Origin of the sequence: Bacillus mexicanus (assembly GCF_050445615.1) — a bacterium.
Lineage (GTDB): Bacteria > Bacillota > Bacilli > Bacillales > Bacillaceae > Bacillus > Bacillus mexicanus.
Window position 1 is genome coordinate 113,020 of record NZ_JBCEYV010000001.1, and the last position, 16,835, is coordinate 129,854.

At 44.1% G+C, this 16,835-nt stretch carries 16 protein-coding genes; 12 read left to right on the forward strand and 4 right to left on the reverse strand.

What is annotated here, in order from left to right:
* Positions 1-42 precede the first annotated feature (42 nt).
* The 9 genes from AAGG74_RS00695 to AAGG74_RS00735 all read left to right on the forward strand — a co-directional run bounded on the left by AAGG74_RS00695 (position 43) and on the right by AAGG74_RS00735 (position 9,193).
* Positions 43-1,029 (forward strand): class I SAM-dependent methyltransferase, encoded by a 987-nt coding sequence (locus AAGG74_RS00695; RefSeq protein ID WP_162101106.1) that lies wholly within the window; start codon positions 43-45, stop codon positions 1,027-1,029.
* A 341-nt stretch (positions 1,030-1,370) separates the two neighbouring features.
* Positions 1,371-2,558 carry an acetate kinase gene (locus tag AAGG74_RS00700; RefSeq protein WP_429674247.1) on the forward strand — a complete coding sequence of 396 codons (1,188 nt, stop codon included), beginning with the start codon at positions 1,371-1,373 and terminating at the stop codon, positions 2,556-2,558.
* Positions 2,559-2,642: 84 nt separating this feature from the next.
* Positions 2,643-3,155 carry a MogA/MoaB family molybdenum cofactor biosynthesis protein gene (locus tag AAGG74_RS00705; RefSeq protein ID WP_429674248.1) on the forward strand — a complete coding sequence of 171 codons (513 nt, stop codon included), beginning with the start codon at positions 2,643-2,645 and terminating at the stop codon, positions 3,153-3,155.
* Between the two features lie 168 nt (positions 3,156-3,323).
* On the forward strand, positions 3,324-4,535 hold the full coding sequence (locus tag AAGG74_RS00710; protein WP_162101103.1) for an argininosuccinate synthase: 1,212 nt from the start codon (positions 3,324-3,326) through the stop codon (positions 4,533-4,535).
* The gene (gene argH, locus AAGG74_RS00715; protein ID WP_162101102.1) at positions 4,532-5,917 is read left to right on the forward strand and encodes an argininosuccinate lyase; all 1,386 of its coding nucleotides are present in this window, start codon (positions 4,532-4,534) and stop codon (positions 5,915-5,917) included. Before AAGG74_RS00710 ends, argH begins: the two co-directional genes overlap by 4 nt.
* A gap of 67 nt (positions 5,918-5,984) precedes the next feature.
* A complete protein-coding gene (locus AAGG74_RS00720; RefSeq protein WP_258894761.1) occupies positions 5,985-6,116 on the forward strand; it encodes a hypothetical protein in 132 nt (43 codons plus the stop codon).
* 125 nt (positions 6,117-6,241) lie between these two features.
* Positions 6,242-7,009 (forward strand): SDR family oxidoreductase, encoded by a 768-nt coding sequence (locus tag AAGG74_RS00725; protein WP_225493640.1) that lies wholly within the window; start codon positions 6,242-6,244, stop codon positions 7,007-7,009.
* Between the two features lie 61 nt (positions 7,010-7,070).
* The gene (locus tag AAGG74_RS00730) at positions 7,071-7,754 is read left to right on the forward strand and encodes a metal-dependent hydrolase (protein ID WP_162101100.1); all 684 of its coding nucleotides are present in this window, start codon (positions 7,071-7,073) and stop codon (positions 7,752-7,754) included.
* A 119-nt stretch (positions 7,755-7,873) separates the two neighbouring features.
* Entirely contained in the window at positions 7,874-9,193 is a 1,320-nt protein-coding gene (locus AAGG74_RS00735) for a DRTGG domain-containing protein (RefSeq protein WP_429674249.1), read from the forward strand.
* 17 nt (positions 9,194-9,210) lie between these two features.
* Here the strand turns inward: AAGG74_RS00735 and AAGG74_RS00740 are convergent, their stop codons facing one another.
* Positions 9,211-9,513 carry a YtpI family protein gene (locus AAGG74_RS00740; RefSeq protein WP_162101098.1) on the reverse strand — a complete coding sequence of 101 codons (303 nt, stop codon included), beginning with the start codon at positions 9,511-9,513 and terminating at the stop codon, positions 9,211-9,213.
* A 128-nt stretch (positions 9,514-9,641) separates the two neighbouring features.
* Here AAGG74_RS00740 and nrnA point away from each other — a divergent pair, with 128 nt between their 5' ends.
* On the forward strand, positions 9,642-10,583 hold the full coding sequence (gene nrnA / locus AAGG74_RS00745; protein WP_162101097.1) for a bifunctional oligoribonuclease/PAP phosphatase NrnA: 942 nt from the start codon (positions 9,642-9,644) through the stop codon (positions 10,581-10,583).
* 15 nt (positions 10,584-10,598) lie between these two features.
* On the opposite strand, the gene AAGG74_RS00750 is transcribed toward nrnA, so the two are convergent.
* The 3 genes from AAGG74_RS00750 to ytrH form a co-directional block, all read right to left on the reverse strand.
* Positions 10,599-10,790 carry a YtzJ family protein gene (locus AAGG74_RS00750; RefSeq protein ID WP_162101096.1) on the reverse strand — a complete coding sequence of 64 codons (192 nt, stop codon included), beginning with the start codon at positions 10,788-10,790 and terminating at the stop codon, positions 10,599-10,601.
* A 101-nt stretch (positions 10,791-10,891) separates the two neighbouring features.
* Positions 10,892-11,395 carry a sporulation membrane protein YtrI gene (gene ytrI, locus AAGG74_RS00755; protein WP_429674250.1) on the reverse strand — a complete coding sequence of 168 codons (504 nt, stop codon included), beginning with the start codon at positions 11,393-11,395 and terminating at the stop codon, positions 10,892-10,894.
* Entirely contained in the window at positions 11,392-11,733 is a 342-nt protein-coding gene (ytrH, locus tag AAGG74_RS00760; RefSeq protein ID WP_003223537.1) for a sporulation membrane protein YtrH, read from the reverse strand. The genes ytrI and ytrH overlap by 4 nt, the downstream gene beginning before the upstream one ends.
* 139 nt (positions 11,734-11,872) lie before the next feature.
* Here ytrH and dnaE point away from each other — a divergent pair, with 139 nt between their 5' ends.
* Together dnaE and ystJ are read left to right on the forward strand one after the other, a co-directional pair.
* Positions 11,873-15,220: a DNA polymerase III subunit alpha gene (dnaE, locus tag AAGG74_RS00765; protein ID WP_429674251.1), complete on the forward strand. Its 3,348-nt coding sequence runs from the start codon at positions 11,873-11,875 to the stop codon at positions 15,218-15,220.
* Between the two features lie 138 nt (positions 15,221-15,358).
* Positions 15,359-16,591 carry an NADP-dependent malic enzyme gene (ystJ, locus tag AAGG74_RS00770; protein WP_162101093.1) on the forward strand — a complete coding sequence of 411 codons (1,233 nt, stop codon included), beginning with the start codon at positions 15,359-15,361 and terminating at the stop codon, positions 16,589-16,591.
* The last annotated feature ends 244 nt before the right edge of the window (positions 16,592-16,835 follow it).

Consider the following 16,835-nt stretch of genomic DNA (forward strand, 5'->3'; position numbering starts at 1 on the left):
AGGCTGCCGCCGGAGCTTTTTTTATGGCAAGGAGGAACACATATGCAAAAAGACCATGTAGGTGCGGTTTACGAGCTGTTAGACGAGGCCGCGATTATCATAAAGAATGAATTGCAAATTTCATATATAGAGGCGCTGGCTGAAGCGGGAGAAATGTATTTTCTTGAAAAAACGGATCAGCTGAAACTGTCTGACAAGAAAGACGGACAGCTTCAAGCTCTGCTTGAAAAAGCGGAATTCGAGACGTGTGAGCACGAGTGGGTGCGCAAAGCTTTTCAGCTTGCTGTTCTGAAGGGTCTGAAAGATATTTCTCATCCGAACAGACAAATGACGCCTGACACGATCGGGCTTTTCATCAGTTATTTGGTGAATAAGTTTATGGCGGACAAGAAGGAACTGACGATTCTTGATCCGGCTGTCGGAACAGGAAACCTTCTATTCACAGTGCTGAACCAGCTATCTGAAAAAACGGCAAATAGCTATGGTATTGAAATTGATGATGTGCTGCTGAAAATCGCATATGCCCAAGCGAATCTTCTGAAAAAAGAGCTTGAGCTTTTCCATCAGGATAGCCTTGAGCCGCTGTTTATCGATCCTGTTGACACAGTCATTTGTGACCTGCCAGTCGGCTATTATCCGAATGACGAGGGGGCAGAAGCATTTGAACTCAAAGCGGATGAAGGCCATTCCTACGCCCATCATCTGTTTATCGAACAGAGTCTCAAACATACCAAGCCGGGCGGCTACTCATTTTTTATGATCCCGAATCATTTATTTGAGAGCTCCCAAAGCGAAAAGCTGAAACAATTTTTCAAAGATAAAGTTCATATCAACGCGCTTTTGCAGCTGCCAAAATCTATTTTTAAAGATGAGGCACATGCGAAAAGCATCCTTGTACTTCAGAAAAAAGGAACAGAGACGAAAGCACCGAGTCAAATTCTGCTTGCGAGTCTGCCGTCTTTTTCAAATCAAAAGGCAATGCTTGATATGATGGCTCAATTTGATGAGTGGTTTAAAAAAGAGAAATAGGTGTCGAACAGCAGCTTAGGCAGCCGTCATGCGATGGTGCTTAAGCTGTTTTTATTTATGCTCTTGAAATCGGTCTGACGAATTGAATCAAGTTTTGAAACACAAAATACAGAAGGAAAACCCGCTAAATGTAAGCGTTCGTCATTACAAAATCTACAGACGATATATCTGAAAATAATGACTTCTTATTGTAAGCGTTATCAATACACAAGTTCACTTGAAATGCTGGCATGACAATGTTTAAATGAAAAAGTCAGATATTTTCGGAGAAGTAAAGATATTCACCGGGAAAAAAGTACGAAAACGAAGTTGTTGATACAGAGTATAAAGGAGCGTCAATCATGTCCAAAATTATTGCAATTAACGCAGGAAGCTCATCTTTGAAATTTCAGCTTTTCGAAATGCCTTCTGAAACCGTTTTAACGAAGGGTTTAGTTGAACGAATTGGTATCGCCGACAGCGTATTCACGATTTCTGTAAACGGCGAAAAAAATACAGAAGTTACTGATATTCCGGATCATGCGGTAGCTGTTAAAATGCTGCTGAACAAATTAACGGAATTTGGCATTATTAAGGATTTAAATGAAATTGACGGAATCGGGCATCGTGTCGTGCACGGCGGAGAAAAATTCAGCGATTCTGTTTTATTGACGGATGAAACGATTAAGGAAATTGAAAATATCTCTGAATTGGCACCGCTTCACAACCCGGCAAATATCGTTGGAATTAAAGCGTTCAAAGAAGTGCTTCCAAATGTTCATGCGGTTGTTGTTTTTGATACGGCGTTCCACCAAACAATGCCTGAACAGTCTTACCTGTACAGCCTGCCATATGAATATTATGAAAAATTCGGCATCCGTAAATACGGTTTTCACGGCACCTCACATAAATATGTGTCTGAGCGCGCGGCAGAACTACTGGGCCGCCCATTAAAAGACCTGCGCCTGATTTCCTGCCATCTCGGAAACGGCGCGAGTATTGCAGCTATTGAAGGCGGAAAATCAATTGATACATCCATGGGCTTTACGCCGCTTGCTGGCGTTGCAATGGGTACCCGTTCTGGAAACATTGATCCTGCCTTGATTCCATATATCATGGAGAAAACAGGCCAGACAGCTGACGAAGTACTGGAAACATTAAACAAAAAAAGCGGATTGCTCGGTATCTCTGGCTTCTCAAGCGATCTTCGTGACATCGTTAAAGCAACGAAAGAAGGAAATGAGCGAGCAGAAACGGCGCTGGAAGTCTTCGCAAGCAGAATTCACAAATACATTGGTTCTTATGCAGCAAGAATGAGCGGTGTGGATGCGATTATCTTTACTGCGGGAATCGGTGAAAATAGTATAGAAGTGAGAGAGCGCGTCCTTTGCGGCTTAGAATTTATGGGCGTATACTGGGACCCTGCGCTTAATAACGTTCGCGGCGAGGAAGGCTTCATCAGCTATCCGCATTCTCCAGTGAAAGTCATGATCATTCCGACTGATGAAGAAGTCATGATTGCACGTGACGTTGTCCGTTTAGCAGAATAAATCGTATGAAAGCACATTCTCTTGAATGTGCTTTTTTGTTCATGCATGATTGTGACAGACAGAAAAAATAAAAGAGGTGGAACGATGAGTGTTCAAGAGCATAAACAAGAAGCTCCTGATATTGTTCGATGCAAAGTGATCACAGTCAGTGATACGAGAACGGAAGAAACCGATAAAAGCGGGAAGCTGATGATCTCGTTTTTAGAAGATGCAGGTCATCACATCGCTTCATATGAAATCATAAAAGATGAAAAGGATGCTTTGCAGCGTGCTGTGCTTGCAGGGTGCTTGGATGAACATACAGACGCAGTGCTCTTAAACGGCGGGACAGGCATAGCCAATCGGGATGTCACAATTGAAGCCATTACGCCGCTGTTTTCGAAAGAGCTGCCGGGCTTTGGAGAAATATTCAGGATGCTGAGTTATACAGAGGATATCGGTTCTGCCGCGATTATGTCGAGAGCTGCCGCAGGCGTCATCCAGCATACAGCTGTTTTCTCAACACCAGGCTCAAGCGGTGCGGTAAAGCTGGCAATGAATAAGCTTATTATTCCTGAACTTGCACATGTGGTCAGAGAAATCAGAAAAGACAAGTAAATGAATAAATACTGCGAAACTTCACCTGAAAATTCAGGTGAAGTTTTTTTATAAAAGGCTTGAAAAAAAGAAACATACTTGTTACAGTGTATACATACAAAATGCATTTTTATTAAATATAATTTATTTTTATACAAAAAGAAACACAGTTGAGAGGGGATTATTATCATGTCAGAACAGAAAAAAGTCGTGTTAGCATATTCAGGAGGTCTTGATACTTCCGTCGCAATAAAATGGCTCCAAGAGCAAGGATATAATGTGATCGCCTGCTGTCTGGATGTCGGTGAAGGAAAAGACTTGGCATTTGTTCAGCAGAAGGCGCTGGAAGTCGGTGCAACAAACTCCTACGTGATCGATGCAAAAGAAGAATTCGCACAGGACTATGCGCTTATCTCTCTGCAGGCCCATACGATGTATGAAGGGAAATATCCACTCGTTTCGGCATTGTCCCGGCCGCTTATCGCGAAAAAACTGGTTGAGATTGCGGAAAAAGAAGATGCGCAGGCCATCGCGCACGGATGTACAGGCAAAGGAAATGACCAGGTTCGTTTCGAAGTCTCTATTAAATCATTAAACCCTGACCTTGAAGTTATCGCGCCGGTTCGCGAATGGCAGTGGTCACGTGAAGAAGAAATTGAATATGCGGCAAGCCGCGGCATTCCGATTCCGATTAATCTTGACAGCCCGTATTCTATCGACCAAAACCTCTGGGGCCGCGCAAACGAGTGCGGTATTTTAGAAGATCCATGGGCAGCGCCGCCAGAAGGTGCATACGATTTAACGGCACCGCTGGAAAAAACGCCGGACACGCCGGAAGTGATTGAAATTGCTTTTGAACAAGGCGTGCCTGTTTCGATTGACGGTGTATCCTACTCGCTTTCTGAATTGATTTTAAAGCTGAATGAAGTGGCAGGCGCACACGGTGTCGGACGTATCGACCATGTGGAAAACCGTCTTGTCGGCATTAAATCCCGGGAAGTTTACGAATGCCCTGGTGCGATGACACTCATCAAAGCGCATAAAGAACTAGAAGACCTAACTTTGGTGAAAGAGGTCGCTCATTTTAAACCGATCATCGAGCAAAAAATGTCGGAGATTATCTACAACGGCTTATGGTTCTCGCCATTAAAAAATGCGCTGCACGCTTTCTTAAAGGAAACGCAGCAGCATGTCACAGGTATTGTCCGTGTGAAGCTGTTTAAAGGCCATGCGATTGTAGAGGGGCGTAAATCAGAATACTCTCTATATGATGAAAAACTTGCAACATATACGAAAGACGATGCGTTTGATCACCATGCGGCAATTGGATTTATTGAGCTTTGGGGACTTCCGACAAAAGTGAACAGCATCGTGAAAAAGAAGGAGCAGATGAAAGCATGAAGAAGCTTTGGGGAGGCCGGTTTCAAAAAACACCGGAAAAATGGGTCGACGAATTTGGCGCGTCCATATCATTTGACCAAAATTTAGTCACTGAAGACATTACAGGGTCTCTCGCACATGCTGCCATGCTGAAAAAATGCGGTATCCTGACAGCGGAAGAAGAGCAGAAAATCCGTGAGGGGCTGAATACCCTTCTGCAAAAAGCAGAGGAGGGAGCATTGGCATTTTCAGTCGATTATGAAGATATACATTTGAATATTGAGAAAATGCTGATTGACGAAATCGGCCCTCTCGGCGGTAAGCTGCATACCGGCAGAAGCCGGAATGACCAGGTGGCGACTGATATGCATTTATACTTAAAAAATCATGTCAGCCACATCATCGAACTGATTGGAGCTTTCCAAAGCACGCTGATTGAAAAGGCGGAGGCGAATGTCGAAACGATTTTGCCGGGCTACACACATTTGCAGCGCGCACAGCCGATCTCATTCGCTCACCACCTGCTCGCTTATTTCTGGATGCTTGAGCGCGATAAGGAACGCTTTCAGGATTCAATGAAGAGAATTAACAAGTCTCCGTTAGGCTGCGGTGCACTCGCGGGAACAACCTTCCCAATCGACCGTAATTATTCAGCAGAACTGCTCGGCTTTGATTCCATTTATGAAAACAGTCTGGACGGCGTCAGCGACAGAGACTTCATTTTGGAATTTTTAAGCAACAGCAGTACGCTGATGATGCACCTATCCCGTTTCTCTGAAGAAATCATTCTATGGTGCTCTCAGGAGTTTAAATTCATCGAGCTTGACGATACGTATGCCACTGGAAGCAGCATGATGCCGCAAAAGAAAAACCCTGATATGGCAGAGCTGATTCGTGGGAAAACGGGACGCGTATACGGCGATATGATGGGGCTTTTTACGATCATGAAAGGCCTTCCGCTCGCTTATAATAAAGATCTTCAGGAAGACAAAGAAGGCATGTTTGATACGGTAAAAACAGTCGAGGGCAGCCTGCAAATTTTCACGGGCATGATCCAAACGATGACTGTAAACAAAGAGGTCATGAAGCAAGCGACAAAACAAGACTTTTCAAATGCGACAGAACTGGCCGATTATTTAGCGAAAAAAGGAATGCCGTTCAGAGAAGCGCATGAAGTGGTCGGGAAACTTGTGTACACATGTATTGAAAAAGGGATCTATTTAAGCGATATGCCGTTTAGTGATTTTCAACAGGCGAGCTCGCTTTTCGAAGAAGATATTTACACGGTCTTAGACCCTTACCACGCGGTTGAAAAAAGAATGAGCGCAGGAGGCACTGGGTTCAAACAGGTGGAGCAGGCGCTTGAAAAAGCGAAAGCTTGCGTTGCAGCCGGAGTTTGCTAATATTTCCTTCATAAAATCTCATCATTATAGCCAACCTATCTCTACAATGATGATGGGAGGCTAAATGATGAAAAAAGAGCCGGAACGCTATATATATGATGAACAAGAAAGCCAGGAGACGACAAGGCTTATTTCAGAAGCATATCAAAGCGGTTATGTCGATATGCCTGATCAGGAATCTTCGTCTACTGCCAAATAAGCTGTCTGTACAGGCAGCTTTTTTTGTATGTCAAAGTGTAAAAAGTGATATTGAAGGCCTTTTATAGTAAAGTAGAAGAAGAAACGCTTTATGAAAGCGGCGACGTTGCTTTGGGAGGTATTCATGTGCGACATGCTTTAATTACTGCCGGTTCAAAAGGTTTAGGACGCAAAGTGACTGAGACTTTGCTTGCAAAGGGGTATTCAGTAACAGTCAATTACAGACAGGACGAGGAAGCTGTCAACTGCCTAAAGGAAGCCTGTCATGATTGTCTTGACCGGCTGCAATTTGTAAAAGGTGATGTCACAAAAAAAGAAGATCTGCTGCGTATGGCAGAGGCTGCCTTAAACCGCTTCGGAAGGATCGACTTTTTGATTAACAACGCGGGGCCATACATATTTGAACGTAAAAAGTTAGCTGATTACACTGATGATGAATGGTACGGCATGCTGGAAGGTAATTTAAGCGCTGTCTTTCATTTATTCAAAGCGATTATCCCCGCGATGAGACAACAGCAATTCGGACGCATCATCACATACGGATTCCAAGGCGCGGCGCATGCGCCCGGATGGCTTCATCGATCGGCATTTGGCGCTGCAAAAGTAGGTTTGGCCTCTTTGACGAAAACCATTGCCATTGAAGAAGCTGAATTCGGCATAACCGCTAACATGGTTTGCCCAGGAGAGATTGTCGGTGGGATGAAGGAAGCCTCAATAGAGGAAGCCAGAAAGCGAATCGGCAAAGAAAAAACGCCGATTGGAAGATCCGGCACAGGCGAAGATATCGCCCGGATTATCGCTTTCTTGTGTGAGGAGAACTCAGACCTTGTAACAGGAACTGTCATTGAAGCCACCGGTGGCCTCAATGTCATTAATAAGAATCAAGCAACATAAGTTTTTCAGCTTTTTAAAAAGGGAAAATAAAAAATCAAAATATCGTGACGAGGTGAAAGAAATGAAAGTGACATATCACGGACATTCTGTCATTACAGTGGAAACGAAGGAGCACCATATAATATTTGACCCATTTTTGACAGGGAATTCGTTAACGGATATCAAGCCGGAGGATGTAAAAGCAGATGTCATCTTATTGACGCACGGCCACAATGATCATGTCGGCGACACAGAGCAAATCGCCAAGCAAAACAATGCGCTTGTCGTAGCTCCAAACGAGCTCGCCGTGTACTTAGGCTGGAAAGGCTTGAATGTTCATCCGATGCACATCGGCGGCTCTCGCCAGTTCGATTTTGGAAAAGTGAAGCTCACACAGGCCTTTCACGGATCAGCGATCACAGACGAAGAAAACAAAACGATCACGTACACAGGCATGCCGGCCGGTATTTTGCTGACTGTCGAAGGTAAAACAATTTTCCACGCGGGTGATACGGCTCTATTCTCAGATATGAAGCTGATAGGCGAATTGAATCATATTGACCTTGCCTTCCTGCCGATTGGCGATAACTTTACGATGGGGCCTGAAGACGCCAAGCTTGCCGCTGAATGGCTGCGGGCAAAGCAGGTCGTGCCGGTGCACTACAATACATTCCCGGTCATCGAACAAGATCCTGAGGCATTTGCTGACAGCCTGCCGGGCGGAGTCGGTAAAGTAATGGCTGCTGGTGAGACGATCGAGCTTTAAACGGATGAAAACATCTCCTGATGAATCAGGAGATGTTTTTTTATTTTCCAGCCTCATTGCGTACAAATCCTCCAAGCCCTTATAATAAAAACAGAAGACTGTCCTTAGAGGTGAAAGGCTTGGCAACGAAGCATGAACAAATTTTAACATATATTGATTCACTGCCTGTCGGTGAAAAAATTTCTGTGCGACGAATTGCAAAGGAAATGAAAGTAAGCGAAGGCACTGCGTACAGAGCGATCAAGGAAGCAGAAAATAAAGGGTTTGTCAGCACAATCGAACGTGTGGGCACTATCAGAATTGAACAAAAGAAAAAAGAAAACATTGAAAAACTTACATATGCAGAAGTCGTAAATGTCATAGACGGACAAGTGCTCGGAGGCCGGGCAGGGCTTCATAAGACATTGAATAAGTTCGTTATCGGCGCGATGGAGCTGGACGCGATGATGCGTTACACTGCGGCAGGCAATCTTTTGATTGTCGGAAACAGAATCAATGCACACAGACAAGCGCTCGAAGCGGGAGCGGCTGTATTGGTGACCGGGGGTTTCAATACGGATGACAGCATTGTGCAGCTGGCAGATGAGCTTGAGCTGCCGATTTTATCAACAAGCTATGACACCTTTACAGTCGCCGCAATGATCAACCGGGCGATTTATGACCAGCTGATCAAAAAAGAAATTGTCCTGGTGGAGGACATCCTAACGCCCGCTGACCGCACGATATATCTTTCGCCTAAGGAAAAGCTTGAAAAGTGGTATGAGAAAAACTTTGAAACGGGGCATGGCCGATTTCCAATTGTCGACGACCAGATGAAAATCCACGGCATTCTGACATCAAAAGATATTGCCGGCCATGACCGAAATGCACCTATCGAAAAGGTCATGACCAAAAATCCGGTTACGGTGATTGGGAAAACATCTGTCGCCTCAGCTGCGCAGATGATGGTATGGGAAGGGATCGAGTTGCTTCCCGTCACGGACGAACACCAAAAACTGATCGGCATAATCAGCCGCCAAGACGTGTTAAAGGCCCTCCAAATGATTCAAAAGCAGCCGCAGGTCGGAGAGAAGCTTGATGATATCGTTTCAAGGGGATTTAAAGATGAGGACAATGATAAAGAGGGGCAAACGGTTTACGAGTATGAGGTTACACCGCAGATGACAAATCAGCTCGGAACCATTTCTTATGGTGTGTTTACGACCATTTTGACGCAAGCGGCAAACCGTTTTTTACGCTCGAAAAAACGCGGCGAGCTTGTCATAGAAAGCATCACCATTTTCTTTTTGAAGCCTGTGCAGATGGAATCGGTCATTGAAGTCAAACCGCGCATTTTAGAGGCCGGCCGAAAGTTCGGAAAAATGGAGGTAGAGGTGCATAACCAAGGCCATATCGTGTCAAAAGCGATGCTGATGGTTCAGCTGATGGAAAGAAGCTAAGGGACGTCAGGCGCCCCCTACGCGTGATCTCTTTCAGCTTCTTTAGCGTGAAGGGGATTGTAATGCCTGTAAGCCTTATAACCTGCCCAAGCGCTTCCTGCTCCTATGATGATAAAGATGCCGCCGATGACTAACGTTAATACTGAATGGAATAATATCATTTGGTTGAGACCGTAGAATAGGACCAGCGATCCTAAGGCCATGCTTGATTTTGCTGAACAGATTTCTTTTTCCAAAGCTTGTTTTGCCCGTATGTCTTTTACTTTATAATACACATAAAAGCAGGCTGAAAGCCCAATCAAAAAAACAAGAACCAGCATAAATGAAATCCTCCATCGTAAAAGTTTACAAACCCATCCTAATAAAAACGGGCTTGGTTTTGACGTTTTTATCTTTTCCGTCGGCAGAGAATGTGATTTAATGAATAAAAACAATAAAGGAGTACCAAATGAAAACAGAACTGATCAGAACCATATCATTATATGACACGATTATCATACATAGACATGTGCGTCCTGATCCGGATGCCTACGGATCACAGTGCGGGCTTACAGAAATCCTGCGTGAATCATATCCTGAAAAAAATATTTTCGCAGTCGGCACGCCGGAACCGTCCCTCTCTTTCTTATATTCCCTTGATGAGGTGGACAATGAAACATATGAAGGCGCACTTGTCATTGTCTGTGATACGGCAAATCAAGAAAGAATTGACGATCAGCGTTTTCCTTCAGGAGCCAAATTGATGAAAATCGACCACCATCCGAACGAAGATCCATACGGAGACCTTCTCTGGGTCGATACAAGCGCAAGCTCAGTAAGTGAAATGATTTACGAACTGTATTTAGAAGGAAAAGAGCATGGCTGGAAGCTTAATACGAAAGCGGCAGAGCTGATCTACGCCGGCATTGTCGGAGATACCGGACGTTTCTTATTTCCGAATACAACGGAAAAAACATTAAAATATGCAGGCGAGCTCATTCAGTATCCATTCTCTTCCTCAGAGCTGTTTAATCAATTGTATGAAACAAAACTGAATGTAGTGAAGCTTAATGGCTTTATCTTCCAAAATGTGTCATTGTCCGAAAACGGAGCCGCTTCTGTTTTCATTAAAAAAGATACGCTTGAAAAGTTTGGCACAACGGCTTCGGAAGCGTCTCAGCTTGTCGGGACGCTTGGCAATATCTCAGGCATTCGCGCTTGGGTGTTTTTCGTAGAAGAAGACGATCAAATCAGAGTCAGATTCCGTTCAAAAGGACCTGTCATTAACGGACTTGCCCGGAAATATAACGGAGGAGGGCATCCGCTTGCCTCAGGGGCCTCTATTTACAACTGGGATGAGGCTGATCGGATTTTAGCCGATCTTGAAACATTATGTAAAGAACACGAGTAGAGGGGAGACCCTCTCTTAGTGTTCACCAGTGACGGGAATGAACCAGCATCCAAAGTCAGTAAGGTCCTCATAGACTTGGAGATTGTGAGATTGAAGTTCTTTTTTGATGAGGGAAGCGAGTGAGTTTGTTTCGGCGTATGCAGAAAAACCTTGTCTGATTCGGGCTGTTTGATCTTTTGCTAACTGACGGTCACTGTAAACCTCCATTTCCCTTCCTCCTTCCTTTCGTCAATAAGCCTCACATATAGTTTATAAAAAAGAATGGGAAAAAGCGACAGAAGTTTGGTGAATTTTAAAAAAATCCATAATTACGTGGCGAATGATATTTCGAGCTCTACGGTCAGTCTTGTATAAATTGTTAATTCTTTAACGGTTGCTTCGTATTTTTTTTCATTGATCATATAGACTTTATTTTCGATAGTCCGTTTTAAAAGATCCTTTGTTTGATAGACGCTTTCGATGTCTTTTGTAATCACCTCTGAGATATCATCTTTTACATGTTCCTCGAATTTCGTTTTATCCGGCTGCGATATTTTATATTTATCTCCATTCAGCAGTTTGACGCTGACGCTTTGAATCAGCAGTTTTCTTTTATTATCTTCATTCAATTTATGGAGGTCTTCCTGATAGATCGAAATTTGATTGTTCAAGTCTTTTACATGCTCTTTTTGTTTTTCAATGAGGGTGACCTGTTCCTCTTGGAATGTTCCATAAGTAAACAGGAAAAAGAACCAGCTGATTATGGCTCCGCACATCATTCCCGCGAAAAAGCGCTGCCACCCTGGTTTTTTGTACTGCTGTGGAATCCTCATGAAGAAAGATGCTCCTGAGTCAGCCATGAAATAATGAGCCAGCCGCTTTGCGCCCCGCCCATGGCTGAGATAATCAAAAGAAGCTGCTTAAAAATATCTCTTGTATTGCCTTCAAGAATGCCGCGTTCAAAGCTGTATACTGCATCAAAGGTGCCTCCGATAGCTGCGACAAGCGCCCATATTTTTAACCGGTTCGCAAGCTTTGTAATGGCCGTAAGCGGCGCTTCGCCTGCCAAATAGGCTCCGAGTCCTCCGATAAGTGCGCCTCCGATCAGCACCCCTAAGGCAATGAAGTAACTATTAATAAAATTCACCATAAATCCTGCTTCCTGATCCATCTTTATCACCTCACCCTTTATATCATATTGAGTTTTCAGGACAAGTATGATGACCAGTCGAAAAAGAACATTTGTTTCTTATGGAAACCGGACTTATAATGAAGAAAGAAATGGAGCGTATTGAGAAAGAGGTGATAGCATGTCTTTTGTTCACCTGCAAGTGCATAGCGGGTACAGCCTGCTAAACAGCGCCGCGGCTGTGGAAGAGCTCGTCAGTGAAGCTGACAGGCTCGGATATGAATCTTTGGCGCTGACAGATGATCATGTCATGTACGGAGCTATTCAATTTTATAAAGCATGCAAGACGAGGGGGATTCACCCGATAATCGGTTTGACGGCTTCTGTTTTTACAGATGATAACGAGCTTGAAGCCTATCCGCTCGTTCTGCTGGCAAAATCAAATACAGGCTATCAAAATCTGCTGAAAATCAGCAGCGTCCTGCAATCAAAATCAAAAGGCGGGCTAAAGCTGAAATGGCTTCACAGTTATCGAGAAGGCATTATTGCAATAACGCCCGGTGAAAAAGGATATATTGAAATGCTTCTTGAAGGAGGGCTGTTTGAACAGGCCGCTCAAGCTGCACTTGAGTTTCAGTCGATATTCGGAAAAGAAGCCTTTTATGTCTCGTATCAGCCCTTTAAAGGGAATCAATCCTTGTCTGAGCAGATTCTGCGGCTGTCTGAAGAAACTGGCATTCCCGTTACTGCGACAGGCGATGTGCATTACATAAGGAAAGAAGACAAGACTGCTTATCGCTGTCTGAAAGCGATTAAAGCAGGTGAAAAATTGACGGATGCACCTGCTGAAGATCTTCCTGATCTCGATTTGAAACCAATCGAAGAAATGCAAAACATTTATCGGGAGCATCCCGAAGCGTTGCTGGCTTCTGTTGAAATCGCCGAACAATGCCGGGTGGATGTCAGTCTCGGACAAGCCCGTCTCCCATCTTTCCCGACTCCAGACGGAACGTCCGCCGATGATTATGTAACGGATATCTGTATGGCAGGGCTCCGGAGCCGCCTTGGCACGCCTGATGAGCGATACATTCGCCGTCTTCAGTATGAGCTGGATATCATCAAACGAATGAAGTTCAGCGATTATTTTCTGATCGTGTGGGATTTTATGAAGCATGCTCATGAAAAAGGAATCGTCACGGGACCGGGAAGAGGTTCTGCGGCAGGCTCTCTTGTAGCTTACGTGCTGTATATCACAGATGTTGACCCGATTAAACATCACTTGCTGTTTGAACGATTTTTAAACCCCGAACGTATCAGCATGCCAGATATTGATATCGACTTTCCGGATACAAGAAGAGATGAAGTCATCCAATATGTGCAGCAGAAATACGGTGCGATGCATGTTGCGCAAATTATTACTTTTGGAACACTTGCGGCAAAAGCGGCGCTTCGAGACGTCGGCAGAGTATTCGGTGTAAGCCCAAAGGAAGCTGATCAGCTTGCAAAACTCATTCCTTCAAGGCCGGGCATAACGCTGGATGAAGCGAGAAAACAGTCGCCTCAGCTGGATAAGCGGCTTCGCGAGTCAAACCTGCTTCAGCAAGTCTATACAATTGCCCTAAAAATAGAAGGGCTGCCAAGACATACATCAACCCACGCAGCGGGTGTGGTCCTTAGTGAAGAGCCGTTAACAGATGTCGTTCCGCTTCAGGAAGGGCATGAAGGGATATATTTGACGCAATACGCGATGGATCATCTTGAAGACTTGGGCCTTTTAAAAATGGATTTCTTAGGCTTGCGCAACCTGACCTTGATTGAGTCCATCACTTCAATGATCGAAAAAGAAGAAAAGATTAAAATTGATCTTTCAAATATTTCGTACAGTGATGACAAAACGTTCTCTTTGCTGTCAAGAGGGGATACGACAGGGATTTTCCAGCTTGAATCCGCAGGGATGAGAAGCGTCTTGAAGCGGCTTAAACCTTCAGGTCTGGAGGATATTGTGGCAGTCAATGCGCTGTACCGGCCTGGTCCGATGGGAAATATTCCGCTTTTTATCGACCGTAAACATGGACGGGCGCCTGTTCATTTTCCTCATGAAGATGTAAGGAGCATTTTAGAAGATACATATGGCGTTATTGTGTATCAGGAACAAATTATGATGATTGCTTCCCGCATGGCAGGGTTTTCTTTAGGTGAAGCGGACATGCTGAGGCGGGCGGTCAGCAAAAAGAAAAAAGAAATCCTGGACAAAGAGCGAAGCCATTTTGTTGAAGGGTGCTTAAAAAAGGAGTATTCTGTAGACACTGCAAATGAAGTCTACGATTTAATCGTCAAATTCGCGAACTATGGCTTTAATCGAAGCCATGCGGTGGCATACAGTATGATAGGCTGCCAGCTTGCGTATTTGAAAGCTCATTATCCGTTATATTTTATGTGCGGATTGCTGACAAGCGTCATTGGCAATGAGGACAAAATAGCTCAACATCTTTACGAAGCAAAGGGGAGCGGGATTCGTATCCTTCCTCCGTCAGTGAACAAAAGCAGTTTTCCGTTTACAGTTGAAGACGGATCTGTCAGATACAGCCTTCGTGCGATAAAAAGTGTAGGCGTTTCAGCAGTCAAAGATATCTATAAAGCAAGAAAAGAGAAACCATTTGAAGATCTTTTCGATTTCTGCTTTCGTGTGCCGTCCAAAAACGTAAATCGCAAAATGCTTGAAGCACTTATCTTTTCTGGTGCGATGGACGAATTCGGCCAAAACCGGGCCACGATGCTCGCATCCATTGATGTTGCTTTGGAACATGCTGAGCTATTCGCCGCGGACGATGACCAAATGGGATTGTTTTTAGATGAATCGTTTTCGATTAAGCCGAAGTATGTAGAGACGGAAGAGCTTCCGCTTGTGGATTTATTGGCGTTTGAAAAAGAGACGCTTGGCATTTATTTTTCAAATCATCCGCTTTCTGCCTACCGAAAACAGCTTGCCGCACATGGGGCAGCGTCCATTCTGCAGGCCCAGCAGGCTGTTAAAAGGCCGCTTTCTCTCGGTGTCCTGCTGTCGAGGATAAAGACGATTCGGACAAAAACAGGTCAAAATATGGCATTTTTAACACTCAGTGACGAAACCGGTGAAATGGAAGCCGTAGTCTTTCCTGAACAATTCAGACAGCTTTCCCCTGTTTTAAGAGAAGGCGCTCTTTTGTTCACCGAGGGCAAATGTGAAGTAAGGCAGGATAAGGTCCAGTTCATCATGTCCCAGGCAGAATTATTAGATAATATGGATGCGGAAAAAGCGCCATCGGTTTATATAAAAATAGAAAGCAGTAAGCACAGCCAGGAGACCTTGGCAAAGATTAAGCGCATTTTGCTGGAGCATAAAGGGGAAACAGGCGTTTATCTCTATTATGAAAGGCAGAAACAGACGATTAAGCTGCCTGAGTCGTTTCATATCAATGCGGATTACCAGGTATTATATCGCTTAAAAGAACTGTTGGGCCAAAAAAATGTCGTTTTAAAACAGTGGTAACGTGTCACTGATTGTTGTACAATTGGAGCAATTATGTGAACCTGTTTAAATATTCAGATAGATAAACTCCGCAGAATGCAGCAATGAACGCAGCAAAATACGAATCAAACAATACCCATTTAAGGAGTGTTTAAGAAAATGTCATTAAGAGAAGAAGCATTGCACCTGCATAAAGTAAATCAAGGGAAACTAGAATCTAAAGCGAAAGTAGAAGTCAGAAACGCTGAAGATTTAAGTCTTGCGTATTCCCCGGGGGTTGCAGAACCTTGTAAGGATATTCATGAAGACATTAACAAAGTATATGATTATACAATGAAGGGGAACATGGTAGCAGTTGTTACTGACGGTACAGCTGTGCTCGGTCTGGGAAATATCGGTCCTGAAGCAGCGCTTCCAGTCATGGAAGGAAAAGCTGTTCTATTCAAAAGCTTTGCTGGCGTAGACGCGTTCCCGATTGCTTTAAATACAAACGATGTTGATAAAATCGTTGAAACTGTTAAATTGCTTGAACCGACATTTGGCGGGGTCAACCTTGAAGATATCGCAGCACCAAACTGCTTTATCATTGAAGAACGCCTCAAAAAAGAAACAAACATCCCGGTTTTCCATGATGATCAGCACGGTACTGCCATTGTAACGGTAGCAGGTCTTGTAAATGCACTGAAACTGTCTGGAAAATCCATGTCATCTATTAAAGTTGTCGCAAATGGCGCCGGTGCAGCTGGCATTGCGATTATCAAGCTTCTTCACCATTTCGGTGTACGTGACATCGTGATGTGCGATACAAAAGGAGCAATTTATGAAGGGCGTCCGGAAGGCATGAACGATGTCAAAAACGAAGTAGCGGCATTTACAAACCAAGACCGCAAAGACGGTTCTCTGAAAGATGTCATCGTTGATGCTGACGTATTTATCGGCGTATCTGCAGCAGGAGCGTTAACAAAAGAAATGGTTCAAAGCATGGCAAAAGACCCGATTATTTTTGCGATGGCAAATCCAAATCCGGAAATTATGCCGGAAGATGCGCGTGAAGCTGGTGCAAGCGTTATTGGAACGGGCCGTTCTGACTTCCCGAACCAAGTAAACAATGTGCTTGCCTTCCCTGGTATTTTCCGCGGTGCGCTTGACGTTCGCGCTACTCACATTAACGAAGAAATGAAAATCGCGGCAGTTGAAGCCATTGCTTCACTTGTCTCAGAGGATGAGCTCAGCGCAGACTACGTCATCCCTGGACCGTTTGATAAACGTGTTGCGCCTGCTGTTGCGAAGGCTGTGGCAAAAGCGGCAATGGAAACAGGTGTTGCAAGAATCACTGTTGATCCTGAGGAAGTTGCTGATAAAACGAGAAAACTTACGATTATTGGTGAATAATCGTAATTCATTCCAAAAATGGCAGCGTGTTGGCGGAGACCGACGCGCTGTTCTCAAGTTAAACTAGCGCCTGAAATTTTTTAAAAGGCTGGTCTTAAAAAAATTTCAGGCGGGTTTAACAATTTTTTTGAATGCGTTACCAAACCTGTTGTTTCAATGTCTTATCTGAATTCATCCGAACCTTTCCGAACATGTTATTGAATGAAAAGTTGTCGAATTGAGGATGACAGCGTTTGACAAAAAA